The sequence below is a fragment of the Micromonospora sp. NPDC085948 genome (assembly GCF_040686315.1).
GTDB lineage: Bacteria > Actinomycetota > Actinomycetes > Mycobacteriales > Micromonosporaceae > Micromonospora.
Map to the genome: position 1 here is coordinate 333,523 of NZ_JBFBJW010000005.1, position 18,701 is coordinate 352,223.

The 18,701-nt window shown below is 71.6% G+C and carries 18 protein-coding genes; 5 read left to right on the forward strand and 13 right to left on the reverse strand.

Features of this window, described 5'->3' with window-relative positions:
- Positions 1-78: 78 nt before the first annotated feature.
- The 3 genes from AB0O48_RS16550 to AB0O48_RS16560 all read right to left on the reverse strand — a co-directional run bounded on the left by AB0O48_RS16550 (position 79) and on the right by AB0O48_RS16560 (position 2,697).
- Positions 79-1,314, reverse strand: coding sequence for a low temperature requirement protein A (locus tag AB0O48_RS16550; protein WP_365066365.1), 1,236 nt, complete (start codon positions 1,312-1,314; stop codon positions 79-81).
- Positions 1,315-1,395: 81 nt separating this feature from the next.
- Positions 1,396-2,004 (reverse strand): hypothetical protein, encoded by a 609-nt coding sequence (locus AB0O48_RS16555; protein ID WP_365066368.1) that lies wholly within the window; start codon positions 2,002-2,004, stop codon positions 1,396-1,398.
- 63 nt (positions 2,005-2,067) lie between these two features.
- Positions 2,068-2,697, reverse strand: coding sequence for a hypothetical protein (locus AB0O48_RS16560; protein WP_357570405.1), 630 nt, complete (start codon positions 2,695-2,697; stop codon positions 2,068-2,070).
- 80 nt (positions 2,698-2,777) lie between these two features.
- On the opposite strand from AB0O48_RS16560, the gene AB0O48_RS16565 reads away from it, so the two are divergent.
- A complete protein-coding gene (locus AB0O48_RS16565; protein ID WP_357570406.1) occupies positions 2,778-4,112 on the forward strand; it encodes an SWIM zinc finger family protein in 1,335 nt (444 codons plus the stop codon).
- Positions 4,109-6,679, forward strand: coding sequence for a DUF6493 family protein (locus tag AB0O48_RS16570; RefSeq protein WP_365066373.1), 2,571 nt, complete (start codon positions 4,109-4,111; stop codon positions 6,677-6,679). The genes AB0O48_RS16565 and AB0O48_RS16570 overlap by 4 nt, the downstream gene beginning before the upstream one ends.
- Positions 6,680-6,779: 100 nt before the next feature.
- On the opposite strand, the gene AB0O48_RS16575 is transcribed toward AB0O48_RS16570, so the two are convergent.
- The 4 genes from AB0O48_RS16575 to AB0O48_RS16590 all read right to left on the reverse strand — a co-directional run bounded on the left by AB0O48_RS16575 (position 6,780) and on the right by AB0O48_RS16590 (position 9,000).
- Positions 6,780-7,214, reverse strand: coding sequence for an NUDIX domain-containing protein (locus tag AB0O48_RS16575; RefSeq protein WP_365066375.1), 435 nt, complete (start codon positions 7,212-7,214; stop codon positions 6,780-6,782).
- 39 nt (positions 7,215-7,253) lie between these two features.
- Entirely contained in the window at positions 7,254-7,595 is a 342-nt protein-coding gene (locus AB0O48_RS16580) for a hypothetical protein (RefSeq protein ID WP_357240157.1), read from the reverse strand.
- Positions 7,596-7,692: 97 nt separating this feature from the next.
- A complete protein-coding gene (locus AB0O48_RS16585) occupies positions 7,693-8,331 on the reverse strand; it encodes a LysE family translocator (RefSeq protein ID WP_365066379.1) in 639 nt (212 codons plus the stop codon).
- A 90-nt stretch (positions 8,332-8,421) separates the two neighbouring features.
- A complete protein-coding gene (locus AB0O48_RS16590) occupies positions 8,422-9,000 on the reverse strand; it encodes a hypothetical protein (protein WP_365066381.1) in 579 nt (192 codons plus the stop codon).
- Between the two features lie 536 nt (positions 9,001-9,536).
- On the opposite strand from AB0O48_RS16590, the gene AB0O48_RS16595 reads away from it, so the two are divergent.
- The 3 genes from AB0O48_RS16595 to AB0O48_RS16605 all read left to right on the forward strand — a co-directional run bounded on the left by AB0O48_RS16595 (position 9,537) and on the right by AB0O48_RS16605 (position 12,387).
- Positions 9,537-10,451, forward strand: coding sequence for an NADP-dependent oxidoreductase (locus AB0O48_RS16595; RefSeq protein WP_365066384.1), 915 nt, complete (start codon positions 9,537-9,539; stop codon positions 10,449-10,451).
- Between the two features lie 5 nt (positions 10,452-10,456).
- Positions 10,457-11,095, forward strand: a complete 639-nt coding sequence (locus tag AB0O48_RS16600; RefSeq protein ID WP_365066386.1) for a DsbA family oxidoreductase — start codon at positions 10,457-10,459, stop codon at positions 11,093-11,095.
- Between the two features lie 134 nt (positions 11,096-11,229).
- Positions 11,230-12,387 (forward strand): NADAR family protein, encoded by a 1,158-nt coding sequence (locus AB0O48_RS16605; RefSeq protein WP_365066389.1) that lies wholly within the window; start codon positions 11,230-11,232, stop codon positions 12,385-12,387.
- Between the two features lie 7 nt (positions 12,388-12,394).
- Here the strand turns inward: AB0O48_RS16605 and AB0O48_RS16610 are convergent, their stop codons facing one another.
- The 6 genes from AB0O48_RS16610 to AB0O48_RS16635 all read right to left on the reverse strand — a co-directional run bounded on the left by AB0O48_RS16610 (position 12,395) and on the right by AB0O48_RS16635 (position 18,634).
- A complete protein-coding gene (locus tag AB0O48_RS16610) occupies positions 12,395-13,981 on the reverse strand; it encodes a hypothetical protein (protein WP_357570412.1) in 1,587 nt (528 codons plus the stop codon).
- 84 nt (positions 13,982-14,065) lie between these two features.
- Positions 14,066-15,022, reverse strand: a complete 957-nt coding sequence (locus AB0O48_RS16615) for an NAD-dependent epimerase/dehydratase family protein (RefSeq protein ID WP_365066392.1) — start codon at positions 15,020-15,022, stop codon at positions 14,066-14,068.
- 100 nt (positions 15,023-15,122) lie between these two features.
- Entirely contained in the window at positions 15,123-15,854 is a 732-nt protein-coding gene (locus tag AB0O48_RS16620) for an ABC transporter permease (RefSeq protein ID WP_357570414.1), read from the reverse strand.
- Positions 15,851-16,774, reverse strand: a complete 924-nt coding sequence (locus tag AB0O48_RS16625; protein WP_357570415.1) for an ABC transporter ATP-binding protein — start codon at positions 16,772-16,774, stop codon at positions 15,851-15,853. The genes AB0O48_RS16620 and AB0O48_RS16625 overlap by 4 nt, the downstream gene beginning before the upstream one ends.
- 58 nt (positions 16,775-16,832) lie before the next feature.
- Entirely contained in the window at positions 16,833-17,501 is a 669-nt protein-coding gene (locus tag AB0O48_RS16630; protein ID WP_357240186.1) for a response regulator transcription factor, read from the reverse strand.
- On the reverse strand, positions 17,498-18,634 hold the full coding sequence (locus AB0O48_RS16635) for a histidine kinase (RefSeq protein WP_357240189.1): 1,137 nt from the start codon (positions 18,632-18,634) through the stop codon (positions 17,498-17,500). The genes AB0O48_RS16630 and AB0O48_RS16635 overlap by 4 nt, the downstream gene beginning before the upstream one ends.
- Between the last annotated feature and the right edge of the window lie 67 nt (positions 18,635-18,701).

The following is an 18,701-nucleotide window of genomic DNA, read 5'->3' on the forward strand; positions in this document are numbered from 1 at the left end:
TGGTCACCGGCGACATGCGATCGACCAGACCATCGCGACCGGGCCGGCGCTCACCTCGCCCTGCGTGCGGCCGAGCGGTCACGCCTCGGAGTCGCGAACGTCGGTTGACTCCCGCCCGATCGGCGGAGCGGGCACCTCCAGCGGCTGTCCCCAGCTTCGCCGCGCGTCGAGCAGCGCGACCAGGGCCAGCACTCCGGCCACCACGCTCAGCCCGACCATCGGCGCCCAGCGGACCAGCGCCGGCGTGAACAGCAGCAGGGCCACGAATCCGATGGCGCGGGAGCGGGAGACCCGGCCGAAGATCTCGTACTCCAGCCGCATGCGGGCGACGAGGAAGAGCATCGGGCCGCCAACCACGAACAGGAGCCAACCGGGCCGCGGCTGACCGAACGGATGATCGATCACCAACTCGTAGCCGACTGCCGTGACGAGCACGCTGAACACGATCAGCAGATGCGTCCGTTCCAACAACGTGCCCAGCCGGCCGGGCATGTCCGCCCGCTCCAACGCGTCGGTCAGCAGCAGGCCGGCGCGGTGGAAGTAGATCCGCCAGAGCAGCGCGCTGGTGGCGAACGTGACCGTGAAGGCGGCGGCCCGCCCGTAGGAATAGTCCGTGCCGCCGAAAACCACGCCGATGACCAGGATCGACTCACCGAGTGCGATGAGAAACACCTGCTGGTAGCGGTCGGCGAGGTGGGTTCCCGCGATCCGCCAGCGACCCACCTTCGACGCCCCGAGCCACGGCAGCGGCCAGCCCAGCGCCCAGGCAAGGTAGTCGATCGCGAGTGCGGCAGCCCACAGCGGCAGTAGCAGTCGGTCCGGACCCAACGCGCCGGCCAGCCACAGCGGCGTGGTCGCCGATGCCCACACGGCAAGCCGGAACGGGACGAGCCGTCGCGGGTGACCCCGCAGCGCGGCGGCGACCAGCAGCGGCCGCACCACCATCACCATCAGGTACGCGGCCGCGAACGCCAGCGCTCGCTCCTCCATGGCGCGGGACAGCGTCACCGCCATGATCAGGCCGGCGAACATGGTGCCGACCACGACGGCCTGAATGATCGGCTGCTCCGGTTCGTAGCGACTGGTGATCCACGCGGTGTGCGACCAGATCAGCCAGAGCGCGAGAAAGAGCAGCAGGGTACGTCCGAACCCGGTGACGAGCGCCCAGCCGGTGTCATCGCTCAGGCCGGCGAACCGTTGGGAGACCCGGGTGAGGGCCACGACGAAGGCCAGATCGAAGAACAGCTCCAGGAACGTCGCGCGGCCGGAACTGGTGGGCGGACGCAGCAGGTCGGCACCCCGCACCGCCGCCATCGTCCGCCTCCGTCCGCCCCTGTTGCACCAACGAGCCGGTTGCCAGAGGAGTTGCGTCAGCTCCCACCCGGGCCACGACGCTCACGTCGGATCGGGTTCGAGGTGCGGCTGTTCGAGGCTCCCGCGGAGCCACCCGTCGAGCCAGTCCACGAGCGAGATGCCCTCCGCGTAGAACGAGTGTTCGCCAAGGCCGGAGTTCGGGTCGAAGCCCCACATCATCGCTCCCCTCCCCAGGCAGTCGACGTACGAGTAGATCGCACATCCCCAATAACCGATCGGCAGCAAGCCGGCGGGTTCGCGAGGGCTGAGCAGATCGACCGCGGTACGACCGAGATCGTCCGTGCCACCGCCGGCAACGCCCAGCACCGGACCGAAGCCGCCGTTGGCGACCTCCAGGTAGATGCGTCGAAGCAGCGGCGGCAGCGGATGCCCCAGCAGCCGTTCCGCGTCGTCCACGGCGTGCACCGAGGCCGGTTCGAGCGGCGGCAACGGGTCGACGGCGTCGGCTGCCAGCGCGGCGAGATGCTCCTGCGACCCGCGTACCACCAGCCACCGCGTGCCCTCGGGCGCGGGACTCAGCACCCAGTTGCCGTTCGCGTCCAGCTCGCCGGGGCGGATCCACACGTCATCGCTGTAGTCGCGAGCTGCCACGCGAGCGGCGATACCCCGCAACACTTCGTCTTCGCGCACCCGCTCAGTATCCTGTGCCGGTCGGCCGGCCGATGCCCGCCGGCAGGCGGACCGACGGGTGCGTCACCCGATGGGTACGGCCGCCTGCGTCGCCCGGAGGAACGTCAGCGCCTTCGACCTGAGCGTTTCGGTCGCGGCGTACGAAGCACCCCCGACGGAGAACCAGACCTTCACCACCAGGTTGCCGGTGCGGGCGTGGACCATGTACTCGGCGTACTTGAAGCCCGGATCGGAGCGCCTGGTGAAGGCTTCGGCCTCCTCGCCCAGACCGGGGATGCCGCCGGCCGGAGTCATGACCGTCACCTGCTGCGTCGCCCGGTAGAGCCGCCCAGCCTCCTCCGCGCTGACCAGCGTGGACGCCTCCACCAGCAGGTTCGCCTGATGGCCGGTCCTGGTCCGCATCTCGAACAGACACGCCGCCCCCGGGTGCCCCAGCGGTGGCTTCGGATCGGTGCGGGCAACCGTCAGGGACAACTCCGCCAACGGTCGAAGATCAGTACGTTTGCACAGGTCCAGATCCTGGGCGCGGAAGACCGGGCCGGCCGAGGCGGTGGGCGTGCTGGCGGCAGCGCTGGCCGTGGTCGCACCTGTGGTCGGCACCGCCACCGGCGCCGGGGCACCGTCACAGGCGGCAGCGCCCAGCACCGCGACGAGCGCCACGACAGGACGGGGCACACCGGCCAACGCAGACACGACCCGACCATACCGGCCGTGCGGCTGGTGGACTGACCTCCCTCGCAGGATGTCGGGGGTCGGTCGTACGTTCTGCAGTCGTGAGCGTCCTCCAGACCTACCGCTACCTCCGACCGTCCACACTGCACAGGGGTGACCTGGCGCTGCAGACAAGCGGCGGACCCGCGACCAACCCGCGGTTCTTCTCCGGTTTTCTGACGACTCCGCAGGCGGCGGCCGCCGGGCTCCTGGCGGTCGCGGAAGTTGCCCGGACCCGGTACCACCAGCCGGTCAGCCCGGCGAGCCTCGATCCCGTGGTCACCGGCAGCCGGGACCGGATGCGCTTCGAGTCGTTCTCCGGCTGCTGCGGGGTGTACGCGCGGCTGGACGTCGTGCCGGCCGGGTTCGACGGCGACATCGTCGAGCACGGCACCACGAACGTCGACGTGAACGCGCCGCTGCGGGAGGCGCTGGCCCGGGTGGGCGGCATCGACCCCCTGCACCTGTCGGTGGGTCCGGACGACCTGACGGTGTCCACCCTCGACGGAGAGGTGGTTGAGAAGAAGGTGCCGCTGCCCGGACGTTGGCTGCGCGGGTTCGCCGAGGTCCATCTGATCGCCGCGGCCATGCAACCGCGGGCGGAGATTCCCGCGGCGGAGGCGTCCGCCTTCCTGCGCCGGCTGCCGGCGGGCAACGACCGGTCGGTGCTCTGGGTGGTGCCGACCGGGCGCTCGCTGCGGCTGACCGCACGCCCCGTGCCCGGCGCGGTGTGCCTGGCCGGCGCCGGGCGGCTCGCCACGCTGCGGGGGCTGCTCAGATACGCGAAGAGCCTGCGGGTGTACGGGCCACCGGCGGCGGCCGGGTCGCCGCCGCTACCGAGCGTGTGGCAGCTCGACACCGGCGCGCTGCGGCTGTCGCTGACCCTCTCGCCGGAGCCCTACCGGGGCTTCTCCGGCGAGGGCGGCGCACTGACCGCGCTCGCCACGGACGACGTCGCCGACGACGCCGCGCTCGTCGCCGCACTGCTGTCCTGGGACCCGACGATCGATGTCCACGCGTTGGCCGCCTCGGCGGGGATCTCGGCGGACCGGGTCCGGGCCGCCCTGGCCCACCTGGGCACCGCCGGACGGGTCGGGTTCGACGTGACCGAGGCGGGCTACTTCCACCGGGTGCTGCCGTACGACGCCGGCCGGGCCGAGCGGGACAATCCGCGGCTGGTCGCGGCGCGGGCGCTGGTCGAGGCGGGCGCGGTCACCCTGGACGGCGAGGCGGCGACCGTACGCCACGGCGACGAGGTCTACCGGGTGCGCCGCCGAGCGGACCACTCGTACACCTGCTCCTGTCCCTGGTGGGCGCGGCACCGCGGTCAGCGCGGGCCGTGCAAGCACGCGCTCGCCACGTCGATGGTGGGCGCTTCGGTGGAGGTCGGGGCGTGAGCGATCCGTTCGACTTCCTGGTCCAGGGCGACGTTCGCGCCGCCGTCGACGCGGTCACCGACCTCGACGAGCAGGGACGGCGGTCGTTCGCCGGTGGGCTGGTGGCCCACGTGCGCCGGCGGCGCGACAACTGGTGGTGGAACGATCAGGCGGGTGCCCTGGCGGTGGCCGCCGTCGGGTGCCTGCCGACCGCCGCCGCGGCGGCCGAGCTGCTCGGTCGGCGGAACGTGTCGCTGCGGGGTGTCGACGCCGCGCTGGTGGCCCAGGTCGGGCGGACGCGCGGGGTGCCCTGGCTGGGCGAGCTGCCACACCGGCTGGCGGACCGGCTCCGCCGCGATGACCCGACGGACGGCTGGGCATTCGTCGCCGAGCTGCTCACCGCCGAGAAGGCGGCGGCACCCACCGGTGACCAGTTCGTGCAGGGGTGGCTCGCCCTGATGGCGTGGCCGCCGGAGGGGCAGCGACCGATCCCGCTGGTGGACCGGCTCCGGGCGGACGTGTTTCTCGACGCCCTGGTGCCGCGCCTGTTCGAGCTGGACGGTGCCGGGACGCGGATGTCCTTCGACGAGTTCATGACCGACGAGACGTTCGCCCTGCCGCGCGCGTTGGCACGACTGGCCGGCGAGGGCCGCCTGGACCGGAGGGTGCTGCTCGACGGTTGCATGAGCCGGCTGTTGCGCGGCGACCGGCCGGCCGCGTTGCGCGCGTTCGTCACCCTGCACGCCCTGCTGGAGCCCACCGCCAGCGAGGTCGACGGGCATCGCGGCGACTACCTGCGCCTGCTCGCCGACGCCCCAGGGCCGGTGGCGTCGATGGCGCAGAAGACGTTGCGGGCTCGCGACGGCGTGGAGATCGAGGGGCTGCTCGACACGTCGCGGGCTGTGCTCGTCCGGCCCGACAAGGCGCTGGTCCGCGCCCAGCTCGCGTGGCTGGACCAGCTCGCCCGCCGGCACCCCGACCGGGCGGCGGAGATCGCCGAGGTGATCGCGACAGCTGTCGACCACCCGGCGGCGGACATCCGCGACCGGGCCGGCACGCTGGCCGCCCGGCACGGGCACGTGGTCGCCCCGCGGGTCGTGGTCGGTGCGGTGGGCGACGACCTGCCACCACCGGCCGGCCCGCTGCCCGCTCCCCCGGCCATCGCCGACCCCGACGAGCTGGCCGAGGAGGTCGCCTCCCTGCTCGGCGGCCCGAAAACAGCGTCCGACCTGGAACGGGTTCTCGACGCGGTGGTCCGGCTCGCCGGTGACGACCGGCTGAAGGAGGCCCTGATTCCGGTGCTGCGACGGCACCGCGCCGGCGCGGAGGAACACCCGTGGGATCCGTACTGCCTGTGTGGTCTCCTCGGCGGGGTGCTGCACGCGGCGGCCGATCCGGTCGAGGGAGGCGGACGGCGGGGACGATGGGCCGCGATGCTGGCGGCGGTGCGGCGGCGCGCGCCGGGCGGACCGTCGCCCGATGCACGGGTACTCCCGCCGCACCGATTGCTGCGCGCCCGGCTGGCCGAGATCGGCGACCGCGTCGGTATGCCCCAGCACCCCGGTCTGCTCGCGGCCCCGACCAGGGCGAACGGTGCCCTCGACCCGGAGGTGCTGTACGACCGGCTGGCCCTGCTCGGCCAGCACGGCGCGTGGGAGATGGACCTGACGCAGGCCCTGCTGCGGCTGCCCGCGCGTGTCGACGAGCCCCTCGCGGCCAGGGCCGCGACGCTCGGCACACCGGCCGGCGACCGGCTCGCCGGCTGGCTGCGCGCCGGCGGCCTGCCGACCCCGGACCAGCGGGTGGTCACGCTGCCCCGACAGGAGCGCCGACAGAGCTACTACCTGGGGTACGACGAACCGCCTCGGCAACGGACCCACGTGGTGCTCAGCCCGCCGGAGGGCGTCGACGACCCGTTCGGCCTGCTCACCGTGCCGGCCGGAACGGTCGACAGCTACGTCGGCGACGCGGCTCTGCTCTGGCCGGCCGTGCTGCCCGGCTACCGGGGACTGGTCGCGGCGTACGCGCTGCCCGACATCGCCAGCGGCGCCGACCAGGACCTGTCGGGTGGTGCCGCGATCCTGCCGCTGCTCGCCGAGTGCGGCGGCGACGGCGGTCCCGCCGTCGACCTCGCCCTCGCGTACGGCCTGGGTGCCCGGCACGAGTCCGACCGGGTCGCGGCCGTCGACGCCCTGCTGATGCTGGCCGCCTCCGGCGACCTGGACGCTCCCACGGTCGGAGCTCACCTCGGCACCCTCGCCGCCGTCGGTGACCTCACGCTGACCCGCGCCCTGCAGCCGCTACGCGACGCGGCCGCCGCCGGTGCCCCGCTCAGCGTCTGGCACCTGCTCGCCGCCGCGTTGCCCTCGCTGCTGGCGGCACCGAAGCCCCCGCGCGGCACCCCGGACCTGCTGACCCTGGCGGCGGAGACGGCGGGCGCGACAGCCGTCCGGATCGACGTGCCCGGGCTGGCCGAGGTCACCGCGCGCGGCGGGTCGAGCCGACTGGTCACCGAGGCGAGGCGCCTGGCCGCCGCGAGTGGCTCCAGGCCCGCACCAGGACGTCACCCGGAGTCTGCTGATCACTGAGGGTTGGCGGGTTGGGCTTGACGCACCGTCGAGGCTCGTGGTGCAACCAGAGCAGCACCGCAACAGCAGCCACCACCGCGACCCGCTGGCGGCAGCGACGTCAGTCGAAAATTCGGCCCAGGAGCGCACCCTGACCGGATTGCAGGATGTGCCCCGCCGTCAACGGCACCCAGAAGCACTCGAACGGAGTCGGCGGCTGGGTGCCGTCGTGGTCCTCCTGGCTCGACCAACGCAGGGGCGTGGGCTCCAAGAGTTCCATGAGGAAGATGTGCCGGCGCTGGATCTCGAACCGAAGAGGGCTGATGTCGTACTCGGCCTCCCCCAGCTTGCGGACGACCCTGAAGTCCGTGAGCCCGGTCTCCTCGTGGGCTTCGCGAAGCGCGGCATCCTCCGGAGCCTCACCGGGGCGGATGGTGCCACCCGGCACCTGGACGCCCACCTCCTCGTAGCTGTGGTCCGTGTGCCGGAAGACGAGCAGCCCTCCATTCCGCACGATGTAACAGAGCGCCTTCTGCGTGACGGCCTTCTCGGGCATGACGACCTTCCGCTCGACGTCGTGATCGATACCTGGAGGTCACGTCAGGCTGCACCGGGAGCCGCAGAAAGGACAGAAGGCACGTTTGGCGTTCGATGTCACTTCGATGTCGCACTTCGCGCAGTGACCGTTCTCCCACAGGCCCTGGTAAAGCCCAAGCCCACCGTCGTAGTAGTCGCGGTCAGGCCAGGCGACCAGCTCCACCTCAAGACCGGGATCGTCCTCATAGGCTGTCGCCTCAGCCAGGACCAGTTCGGTTCGGATGCCGTGATTGTCCTCGGTGTGACGCGGCAAGACTCGGCGCATCACGTCGACGAGCTCGTACACCGGTAACGCCGCGAGCTGCTCGGCGAGGCGGTCGCGCTCTTCGTCAGTCGTCACGCGACGGACCATACGCGCGGCCTTACCGCCCTCGTCGACTGTGGGCGCGCGCCCGTCAGCGCAGCACCTCAGGAACCCACTGACTCAGGAGTCAATCTCAGGCCCGCGCGGTCGTGGTTAACGCGAAGGCGGCGAGCACGCAGTAGACCACGCCGGCTGCCCGGTCAAGTGAACGTAGTCGCAGCCTCGGTGTCAGCGTTCGCAGGAATCCGCCGGCCAATGCCCAGAGCGTGTCAGGAATGCTGGCAAGTGCGATAAACAGCAGCCCAAAGATCAGCAACTGTACGGGGACGGGTCCAGCGTCGGCGGAGACGAACTGGGGTAGGAAGGCCAGGAAGAAGACGGCGGTCTTCGGGTTCAGGGCACCGACAAGCAGGCCGCTGCGGAATGCGGCAAGAGGTCTGAGATCTCCGCGGGCACCCTCACCCGCTTGGGCAAGAGTCCCCTCCTTGCGGGAGCGGAACGCCTTCCAGGCGAGCCACAGCAGCCACGCTGCGCCGGCCAGTTTGACGATGGTGAACAACTGGGCGCTCGCCGCTATGACGGCGGAGACGCCGACGACAGCACCGAAAACGTGTACCAGATATCCGATCTCGACTCCGAGCACGCAAGCCAGGCCGAGGGCGCGGCCCTTCTGTACGGAGTTGGTAAGAATGAACGCGACAGACGGACCGGGGAAGCAGACGATCGGGATCGTCGTGGCGAGGAAGAGTAGTAGCAGGCTCCGACTTATCACACCGTCTCCTCGCTCACCCAGCCCTCGGTCGAGTCCGGCTGCTAGCCGTACTCGATTGTCGTCACGCTGGAGACCAGCCGCATCTTGAGGTCAGGTTCTGTTGCGGCGGCGGCGGGCTTCGATGTCGCGCATCACCTCGGGGTCCCATTGGCCGGCGTTCCAGTCCTCGCTGGTCGGGCTGGGCGACAGCGGCCACGCCGGGTCCTGCCCGGCGACCGGCGAATAGTGACCGGCGACGACTCGGTCGACGTCAGCGATCAGCCGCAGGACCCGCGCCCGGCTGTGCAGCATTCCCCCGATCAGCGCGGCGGCGCCCAGGATACGCAGGGTCGCCTGGCCGAACAGGACGGCCGGAGCGGTTCGGTCGGTGGCCAGCCAGGCGACGGCAGCACTGGAGACGATGCTGGCGGAGAAGACGCGCGTGCCCCAGTGGCGGCTGTACGAGCGGCCGGAGGAGCCGTGCGCCTCGGCGATCTGGCGGGTGCCGCGGCCCCAGATCAGCCCGCTGACCACCAGGCCGATGATGGCGGCGAACAGGATCAGGTTGGCCAGGGCCAAGCCGATCGCGGTGCCGGAGCCGCCGATCGCCGCGCCGGTGCCGGAGGGGGGCAGCGGCCGGGCCCGGCCGCTCGGGAGGCTGCCCAGGACGGCCGCGGCGATCGCGGCCACGGCGAAGAGGATGGCGAACCCGATCGCGAACCAGGTCGCGACGTTCCAACCTGTTGTTCTGAGCGCGGGCGGAGGTGTGGAGGACCGGCACGTGTGGCCTTGGCCGGGGTGTCCGAGTTCGGCTCCGCATTTCGTACAGTGCACGGTGTTCTCCTGAGCGGCGCGGCCGAGACTTCGCTGGGCCAGCTGAACTGGTATCGCATCTCGTCGCACGGGTAAAGATCCGCCGGTTCGGTGCGTAGAGGATCATGCCCGGTCGGTGCCGATCCGGCGACCCCGATTCCGCGAGACACTCGCCGACGGGCAGGGGTAATGGGCGGCCGACCCCGCTGCCGCGCCCGGTTGTGTGGTTCACGACGCGCTGAGGCGCGAGGACGGCGAACTGCTCAACCGGTCCCGGCGGGTCGAGCACGCCCACCTGCCGTGAACCGGTCGCCCCATGGGGAGCTTGACCTCAAGCGAGCTTGAGCTTGCAGGCTGGCCCGGACGACCCGGCCTGGTCGGCCGGAGCTGGAGTGCCACATGAGAGGAGATCCATGAGGGCAGCGGCGTTCCACACCTTCGGTGGTCCGGAGGTGCTGCAGGTTGTCGAGGTGGCCACGCCCGTGGCCGGGCCGGGAGAGGTTCGGGTCCGAGTCGAGGCCGCTGGCGTGCAGGCGTACGACTCGGCGGTCCGGTCCGGCTGGACTCCACCGGGTCAGATTGTGCGGTTCCCGCAGATCGTCGGCAACGACTTCGCCGGTGTCGTCGACCAGACCGGCGCCGGCGTCACCGACTTCCGAACAGGCGACGACGTGCTCGGCTGGGCACTGCTCGCCAGCTGCGCCGAGTACGTCGTCGTTCCCACCGGGCAGGTCGTCACCAAGCCGGCCGGGATGTCCTGGCCGCAGGCGGGCACCCTGTCGGCGTCGGCGCAGACCGCGCACACCGCGCTGGAAGAGTTGAAGGTCGACGCCGGCGACACCCTGCTGATCCATGGCGCGGCCGGCGGCGTCGGAACCGTCGCGGTGCAGCTGGCCCTGGCCGCGGGTGCGACAGTGATCGGCACGGCCAGCCCGGCGAACCAGGACTACCTTGCCTCGCTGGGCGCCACACCGACCACCTACGGCGACGGACTGACCCACCGCGTGCGAGCCTTGGCGACGGGCGGTGTCGACGTCGCCTTGGACGCCGCGGGCGGCGCGGCCCTGGACGCCTCCCTCGAGTTGGTCGCCGACCGGAACCGGATCGGCACCCTCGTGGATTTCGCCCGGGCGGGCAATCTCGGCGTACGCGCCCTGCGCAGCCAGCGCTCAGCCCAGCGACTACAGGCGATCACCGACCTGTACCGCACCGGCCGGCTGACACTGACCGTGTCGGAGACCTTCCCGCTGGACCGGATCGCCGACGCGCACCGCCGGATCGACACCGGTCACGCCCGCGGCAAGACCGCAGTCCTGCTCCGGGGGTGAGCGGCGTGCTGATCGAAGTCTTCTACGACGTACTGTGCCCGTGGTGCTACATCGCCAAGCACCGGCTACAGCGGGTCCTGGCGGATTTCCCCGGCCGGGACGAGGCTCAGCTGCGGTGGCGCAGCTACCAGCTGTCGCCGAATGAGGGACGGCGCCCCGGCCCGACCGCCGCCGAGGCGATGGCCTCGTGGACCCCACCGGACCGACTGCCCGCACGGCTGACCCTGATCCGGCGGCTCGCCGCGGAGCTGGGCCTGGCCATCGATCTCGACAGGGCGCGTCCCGTCAACACCTTCGACGCGCACCGCCTGACCCATTTCGCGGCCGACCACCACCGGGCCGCAGCGCTGGTCGAGGCGCTGCTGCAGGCCTACCAGGCGCAGGGGCGGAATGTCGCCGACCACCGCGTCCTGCTGGAGTTGGCGCAGGAGGTGGATCTGCCCGCGCAGGAGGCAGGTGCGGTGCTGGCCGGTGACAGGTATGCCGACGCCGTCACCGCGGATCAGCGGCGCGCTGCCGAGTTGCGGGTGAGTGGCGTGCCGACACTCGTCATCGACGGCGGCCGGCCATTCTCGGGCATGCAGCCGCCCGAGGTGATACGCGCCGAGTTGGACCGGGCCGCGGCGGCCCACGGCATCCGCTGACCGGTCCACCGGAGGACGGGGCGCCGCCGCGTGCGACCTGCGCGGACCGCCTGCGAACTCGCGCTCGCCGTTGGCAACTCCCCGTGCGGCCGTTGCGCATGGTGGGTCGGACACGGTTGGACTACGGTGCGCCGATGACCAGATATCGCCGCACCTACCGCCAGGTGGACGGCCAACGAGTCGAAGGCACCTGGCGGCCCGTCTTCACCCGCAGCATGGACACGTACTTCCTGGCCGACCTGGTCATCTACGCCGACGGCGCGATCGACTGCGGCACCGGCGGGCTGACCGACCTCGACGGGTTGGCGAAACAACTGCGCTGCGGCAGCGTCGCCACCGCTCTCGAGGAGGGCGCATGGGCATCGGCGCATCACCTGGCGGCGTGGCGGTTCACCGAGCCCAGCTCCGCGATCAGCGCCGAGATGCTTCTCGGCGAGGTCTCCGACGAGATCGACCGGCTCAACGGTCGACCCGACTCCACCGGTCGATGCCTACAAGCGGTGCAGACCTACCTGACCGACCCCACCGACGACAACCGACACACGGTTCGTGAGCGCTACCTGGCCATCCCCGAACACCTGCGCGTCTACGCCCTCGGCGATATGGACCGCAAAGACGTTCCACTGCGAATCCTGATCACCGACCTCGGTGCACCACTGCACGGCCGGCCGAACGGACCGGTCGTCACCGAGCAGAGGCGGGCCGAGGCGGTCGCGTACTTCCGCGAACGGGAGATCGCGATCGAGACCTGGGACGCGCGAGTCCCGGCCGATGGCCCCGAACGCCCGGTGCACCCCACGCTGACGATCCCCAAGGTGGTCTACCCCCGCGGCTGGCCGGATCCACCCGGCGTCGAAGTCCTGCAGAACGACTACCCGGCAGTGATCACCGTCGGCGCCACCAGCTACCCCAGCGTCACACACGCCTACTGGGCGCTCTCGACGTCCGACCCACACTGGCACGACCAGATCACCGCGGCACCGCGCGGATACGACGCCGGCCTGCTAGCTGAGCAGGCACCCCGCCATGCCGACTGGGCTGCGGCGCGGCTGGCCGTCATGACCGTCCTGCTGCGTGCCAAGTACACCCAGCACCCGCAGATGGCACAGACCCTGCTGGACAGCGGCGACGCCCACGTCGTCTACGTCGACTCCGGCTCCGCCTACTGGTCCATCGGTAGCGAACGAGCCACCAACTGGGTCGGCCGACTGCTCGAAGTGATCCGCTCCGAACTCGCCGCCGCTGGGGCCGGAATCCCCCTTCCACAACCGTCAGGGTCTCCGCTCTCCTGAATGGCCGTCATCCGCTGGGATGGTTGCTCGCGAGCCAGCCCGAGAGTTGCTGACTGGTCTCCTCGCCGAGCGCCGCTGCGGCCCTTGCCGCCAACGCGACAAGCTCAGCGTGTTCCGCACCGGTGACCTGCAGTTCCGGCTGCGGGGTCCGGCGCCACGTCGTCCGCGCCACGTCACGGGCGATGCGGGTGGCATCGGCCCTGCCCCGCTCGGCCAGGCGCGGGTGCGCGTCGACGGCCAGTAGCAGTGCGGCGCGCAGCTCGACGTCGACACCCCGACCGCGCAGGAGACGGTAGCCGGCCCGCCGTAGTTCCGCTCGCCCATCCCGAAGCAGTTCCCACGGTAGGTCCGGCGGCAGCGCGCCGGCCACCGGGCGCAGCGCTGCGGTCACTTCCCGCACCACGGCCGGTGACGGATCCCGCACCAGTGCCGCCAACTCCCCCGGCACCACCGCGTCCAGCAGTCGCAGACCACGTACCGCCTGAGCACGGACCCTTGCCCGCTCATGGCCGAGCAGTCGCTGTAGCAACGGGGCGTCCGCTGCGGAGCCGGTCTCGGCGAGTCCGGCGATCGCCCCCGAACCAGGCTCGCCGACCTCGACGCCAGTCCGATAGCGCGCCCGCACGTCGACACCGAGGCGGCGGGCCGCGTCTCGGGCCACCGCCCGTACCAGCGGCGCGTCATCATCCAGGTGTCCGACGACGTCGGCGTCCTTGCCGGCGCGGATCAGTCCGGTCAACGCCACCACCCGCACCTCGGCCCGGACCGACCGCGCCAGACGCTGCAGGACATCCAGCCGACGGGTCCACACCGCCTCACGACACGCCGCCTCTGCCGCCCGCGCCCGCAGCCGTACATCCGGATCCGACTCGGCAAAGGTCACGAGATCCGGCACACGCAGCCGGCCTTGCGTCAGGACGAGCTCGAAGACGAACTGCCGCTCCCGACGGCCGCCCTCGCCGAGGACACCGCGCCACACCTGCTCCGTCACCGCCAGCACCGCTGCCTGAGCCTGGGTGACCGCGAAGCCAGCACGCAGGCGCGCGTCCAGGCGCAGCGCCATCGGCAACACCGCAGGCAGGAAGACACCGGGGTCGTCGGCGAGCAGCACCGCGAGCCCGGCGCGCGCCCGGTCCCGCACCGGCCTGACCCAATCGGCGGTACGCAGCACCAGAAACGGCATCACCTCCGGGCACGGCCGACTGACCATCGCAGCGACCGCAGGCTCACGGATCCGCCCGTCCCGATGCATGCTCGCCAATACCATCGCCACCGGCCCCGACGACACAGTCGAAAACCGTTCCGCGATGCGCGTCGCAGGCTCCTGGTAGTGGGCGTACCACGGCTCCGACCGCGCGTGCCCGTCGAGCCGCACCACCAGCCCCGGCAGCCCGGCGACCAACGCCAAGGCCGACCGCGCCACCACCTCGTCGCCCAGGGCATCGACCTTCAGCAGCACCTCGACCAGACGGTGCAACGCCTCCCACCGGCCATCGCACGCCTCGTGGGCCGTGACCCGCACCGCGCCCAGCAACTCACTCTCCCCCGCCACCGAGGGCGGGCGAACGTCACTGTCGCGTCGGCCCCAGATCATGCCGACATCCTGCCCCAACCAACCAACCCAACCGCACCGGTTTTCCAGCCCTGCCCCGAACCGAAGCACGCGTCAACCGCGCCGTCAGCGGCCACCCTGACCACTCCACGGGCTGGCCCCGGGTGTCGTCGCGCGCCACGCGTACTCCCGTGGGGTGGGTTCGTCGGGCAGACCGCCGTTGCGGCGGAACCAGGCCAGGGTGGCGGCCAGGCCGCTGGCCAGGTCCACGTCCGGGACGAGGCCGAGCGCGGCGAGTCGGCTGACGTCGAGCGTCAGCTCGGCCTGGCGGAACGGGAAGTACTCCCGCGCCGGTACGGACGGGTCCGTGACCGGCACGATCCGGGCGGCGGGCAGGCCGATGACGTCCGCGAGCACCGCGAGGTACTCCAGGAACGTGTACCCGCGCTGTTCGGCGACGTTGTACGTGCCCGTCGGCAGCCGGCCCTCCACCGCCGCCACGACCGTCTCGGCCACCGTCCGCGAGGCGCAGAACTGGATCCGGGTACGTCCGTCACCTGGCACGAAGACCGGCTGGTCGGCGGCCATCCTGGCCCAGAGGAACTGTTCGCGCTGTTCGGTGTTGTGCGGGCCGTAGACGTAGGGCGGGCGCAGGACGGTGAGGGACCGTGCGGGTAGCGCCTCGCGCAGGAGCCGCTCGCAGGTCGCCTTGGCCTCGCCGTACCCGCCCCAGATCGCGTCGCCGTCGGCCCGATCGTCCTCCCGGAACGGCGGAGCCGCCGACTCACGGCTGTACACCGCCGCCGAGCTGATGAACACGTACCGGGGGATCTCCGTGGCTCGGGGCAGGTGCCGCAGGTGCCCGGGCACGGTAGCGGAGACGTCGACGACAGCGTCGTACGCCACCGTCCACGCGTCGGCCATCTGGCGGGTGTCGTCGCGGTCGGCGACGAGCTGCGTGATCCGGCCGTCCCAGAGGGGCTGCGTTCCACGGTTCAGCACGGTCACGTCGTGACTGTCGAGGAGGGCGTCGACGACCGCCCGACCAACGAACCTCGTACCGCCGAGTACCAGCAACTTCATGAGTCCACCTAATTGCTAGGCGGCTGACGTTACCGACACGGCTGTGCCGGCGGCGAGGGTTGCCGAAGCCTTTCACCGCGCCCCGGTGGGTGTCCGTGGTTCAGGTTCGGGCGAGCCGACGGACGGCGAGAAGCGCGGCCACCACGGCTACGCCGAGCAGGGCCGCTACGGCGGTCGGGTTGAACCCGGCGCCGTGCCACGGGTCGCTGACCGCGTCCATCAGTGGCCCCATCGGGGTGAAGTCGACGGCGGTGTTGAGGGTGTCGGGCAGCAGGTACGGCGGGGGGCCGCCACCGGCGATGAAGAAGAGCCCGAAGAAGAGCAGCAGTCCCACGCCCTGGGCGGCCCGCGCGGTCGGTAGCAGCGTCCCGAGCAGGACGCCGAGCGCCGCGAAGGCCAGCGTGCCGGCCAGGAACCCGGCCAGCACCCCGATGGTCGAGGACGGCGCGTTGAGGTCGTAGCCTCCGAACCCGATAGCGATCATGAGAGCGGCGGCAACCGCTGCCATCAGCGCCGTGACGATGATCTGCGCACCCGCGAGCGGCCAGGCGGAGACCCCGGCCGCGCGGAACCGTCGCAGCACTCCCCGTTCGCGATAGGCGGCCAGGTGGGTGGGGACGCCGAGGAAGCCCATCACGGCGATCGCCGCGGCGGCGTACACGGGCACGTAGAAGTCGACGCCGCCGATGCCGCCCATCTCCGGGTCGGGTTCGTTGCCGAACGAGCCGGCCAGCAGGACCAGCAGGAGAGCGGGAAACGCCAGGCTCATCAGCAGCGTGATCGGTTCCCGGGCGAGCAGTTTGATCTCGGTCCAGACGATGCGGGTGGTCATTGCGGTCCTCTCGGTGGCTCGTCGCGAAGCCGGCGTCCGGTGGTGGCGAGGTAGACGTCCTCGAGCGTCGGATGGTGAGTCCGAAAGTCGGCGGGATACAGCCGCCGTTCGGCGAGGGCGGCCGCCACCGGCACCGTGGCCCGGGCCACCCCGGCGACGGTGACCACACCGCCGGTGGTGCTGACCTTGCTGATGCCCGGTATTCCGGCGAGGAAGCCGACGTCGTGACCGTCGACGGTGAAGGTGATGGTGATCGGACCGCCGTGCTGAGCGGTGAGGGTGTCCGGGTGGTCCAGCGCGACGACCCGACCGCCGTCCACGATGGCCACCCGGTCGCAGAGTGCCTGCGCCTCTTCCATGAGATGGGTGACGAGGACAACCGTGGCTCCCCGGTCGCGTACGCCTCGGACCAGGTCCCAGGTCACGCGGCGCGCCTGCGGGTCCAGCCCGGTGGTCAGCTCGTCCAGGAAGACGACCTCCGGCTGGCCGAGCATCGCCAGGGCGAGGAAGAGCCGCTGCCGTTGGCCGCCGGAGAGCGCGGCGAACGGCCGACGCCGCAGCGCGGTCAGGTCCCAGGCCGCAAGCGTCGCCTCGACGTCTCCGGTGGACCCCGGCGGGGTGAAGAGCCGGATCGCCTCGGCGACCCGCAGCCGGTCGGGCAGGGCGGAGGACTGCAGTTGCGACCCGACCCGGCGGCGCAGGGGTTCCGGCTCGCGGGCCGGGTCCAGGCCCAGAATCTCGACCTGCCCACCGTCGCGTCTCCGCAGACCCTGCAGGCACTCCACAATCGTGGTCTTCCCGGCGCCGTTCGGGCCGAGCAGTCCGAAGATCTCGCCCCGCCGCACGGCGAACGACGCGTCCTCGACGGCGACCACGTCCCCGTAGCTCTTGCGGAGATTCTCGACCCTCACGACGTCCATGAGGTGACGCTACGAGAGCGCCGGGCCTGGGCACGTCCGCCAAAGGCGGCGTTCGCGGCTACTCCGATGGAGGTACGGCCTGGACCAGTCCCGTCTCGTACGCGACCACGGCCGCCTGCACCCGGCTCTCCACCGCGAGCTTGGTCAGGACCCGGGAGACGTGGGTCTTCGCGGTCAGCTCGGCGATGTGGAGCCGGCCGGCGATCTCCCGGTTGGAGCAGCCGCGGGCGATGAGTCCCAACACCTCCCGCTCCCGCTCGGTGAGGGCCGCCAGCGCGGTCGGCGCCGGCCGGTCCTGTCGCAGCCGAGTGGCGACCAGATGGTCGACCAGGCGGCGGGTCGTCGATGGTGAGATGACCGCGCCGCCGCGCACCGCCGACCTGACCGCCTCCAGCAGTTGTACCGGCGGCGTGTCCTTCACGAGGAAGCCGACCGCCCCCGCTTCCAGCGCGTCGAAGACGTTCTCGTCGGTGTCGTAGGTCGTCAGGATCAACACGTGCGGCGGGTTGGCGGCGGCCAGCACCTGGCGGGTCGCCGCTATCCCGTCCAGCTTCGGCATCCGAATGTCCATCAGCACCACGTCGGGCCGGTGTACGGCGACGGCGGCCACCGCGCGCTCGCCGTCCTCGGCCTCGGCCACCACCTCGATCTGCGGATCGGAGTCGAGCAGCGCCCGGAACCCGGCCCGCAGCAGCGCCTGGTCATCGGCGATCAGCACTCGGATCACGGCGCCTCCAGTGGGAAGGTCGCGGTCACCCGGAACCCGTCCGGTCCGCCAGCGGTCGACAGCTCACCGTCGTAGAGGGCGACCCGCTCGGCCATCCCCCGCAGGCCCTGGCCAGGAATGTACGCCGGATCGGCCGCCCCCGGGTCGTGGACCTCCACGGTGAGCCGGTCAGGTTGGTAGCTGATGGTGAGCTGGGTCCGTACGCCCGGAGCATGCTTGATGACATTGGTGAGCGACTCCTGGATCACCCGGTAGACGGCCAGGTCGAGGCCGGGTGGAAGCGGCATCGGCGGTCCGGAGACCGCGACCGTGACGGCGACCCCGGCGTCGCCTGCGGCGGCCACCAGCGACGGTACGTCGGCGAGGCCCGGCTGCGGTGCTGGGGCCGGACCGATCTGGTCGCTCCGGGCCGGGTCGCGCAGCACGGTCAGCATGCGGCGCATCTCCGACAGCGCCTCCCGACCGGTCCGCTCGATGATGGTGAGCGCCTCGGCGGCCTGTGCCGGGCGGGCGGCGACCAGGTGAGCGCCGACGCCGGCCTGCACGGTGATGACACTCATCGCGTGGGCGATGACGTCGTGCAGTTCGCGGGCAAGCCGGGACCGTTCGTCGGCGACGGCGCGCTCGGCGAGCGCCTGCTGCGCCGCCCGCAACTGCTCGGCCTTGACCTCCAGGTCCTCGGCGTAGCGCTGCCGGTCGTCGATGGCAACTCCGAGGGCCCAGACGACGCCGCAGACCACAGCGACGTAGAGCAGGTCGGTCACGCTCACCCGCCACTGGCCGGCGACGACCGCGGCCATCATCCACAGGGGGGTGATGAGGGCGATGGCGCGCAGCCAGAGTGGCCGGCGCCAGGCGCCGGCGGCGTAGAGGGCGACCAACAGCGGCAACGACTGGAGGAAATGGCCCTCGTGCGCTCCGTCGAACGGCGTTTCGAGCCAGAGCGGGTACGTGACACCGAAGACGAGCACGACGGCGACGGGGTTCCATCGGATCGCCAGCACCGGCAGGGTGTTGGCGAGCAGCAGGGGTATGGCGGGGAGCGGGTGCTGCTCGACGATCCGCCACTCGGGAACGGCGAACACGATGGTCAGGAGCGTGGTGAGCCCGACGAGGGCACGTCCGGACCGCATTGACTCAGCCTACGGCTCACCGCGCCCGATCCGGCGTCCACTTCCTCGGCGTTCGGTGGCGACGATA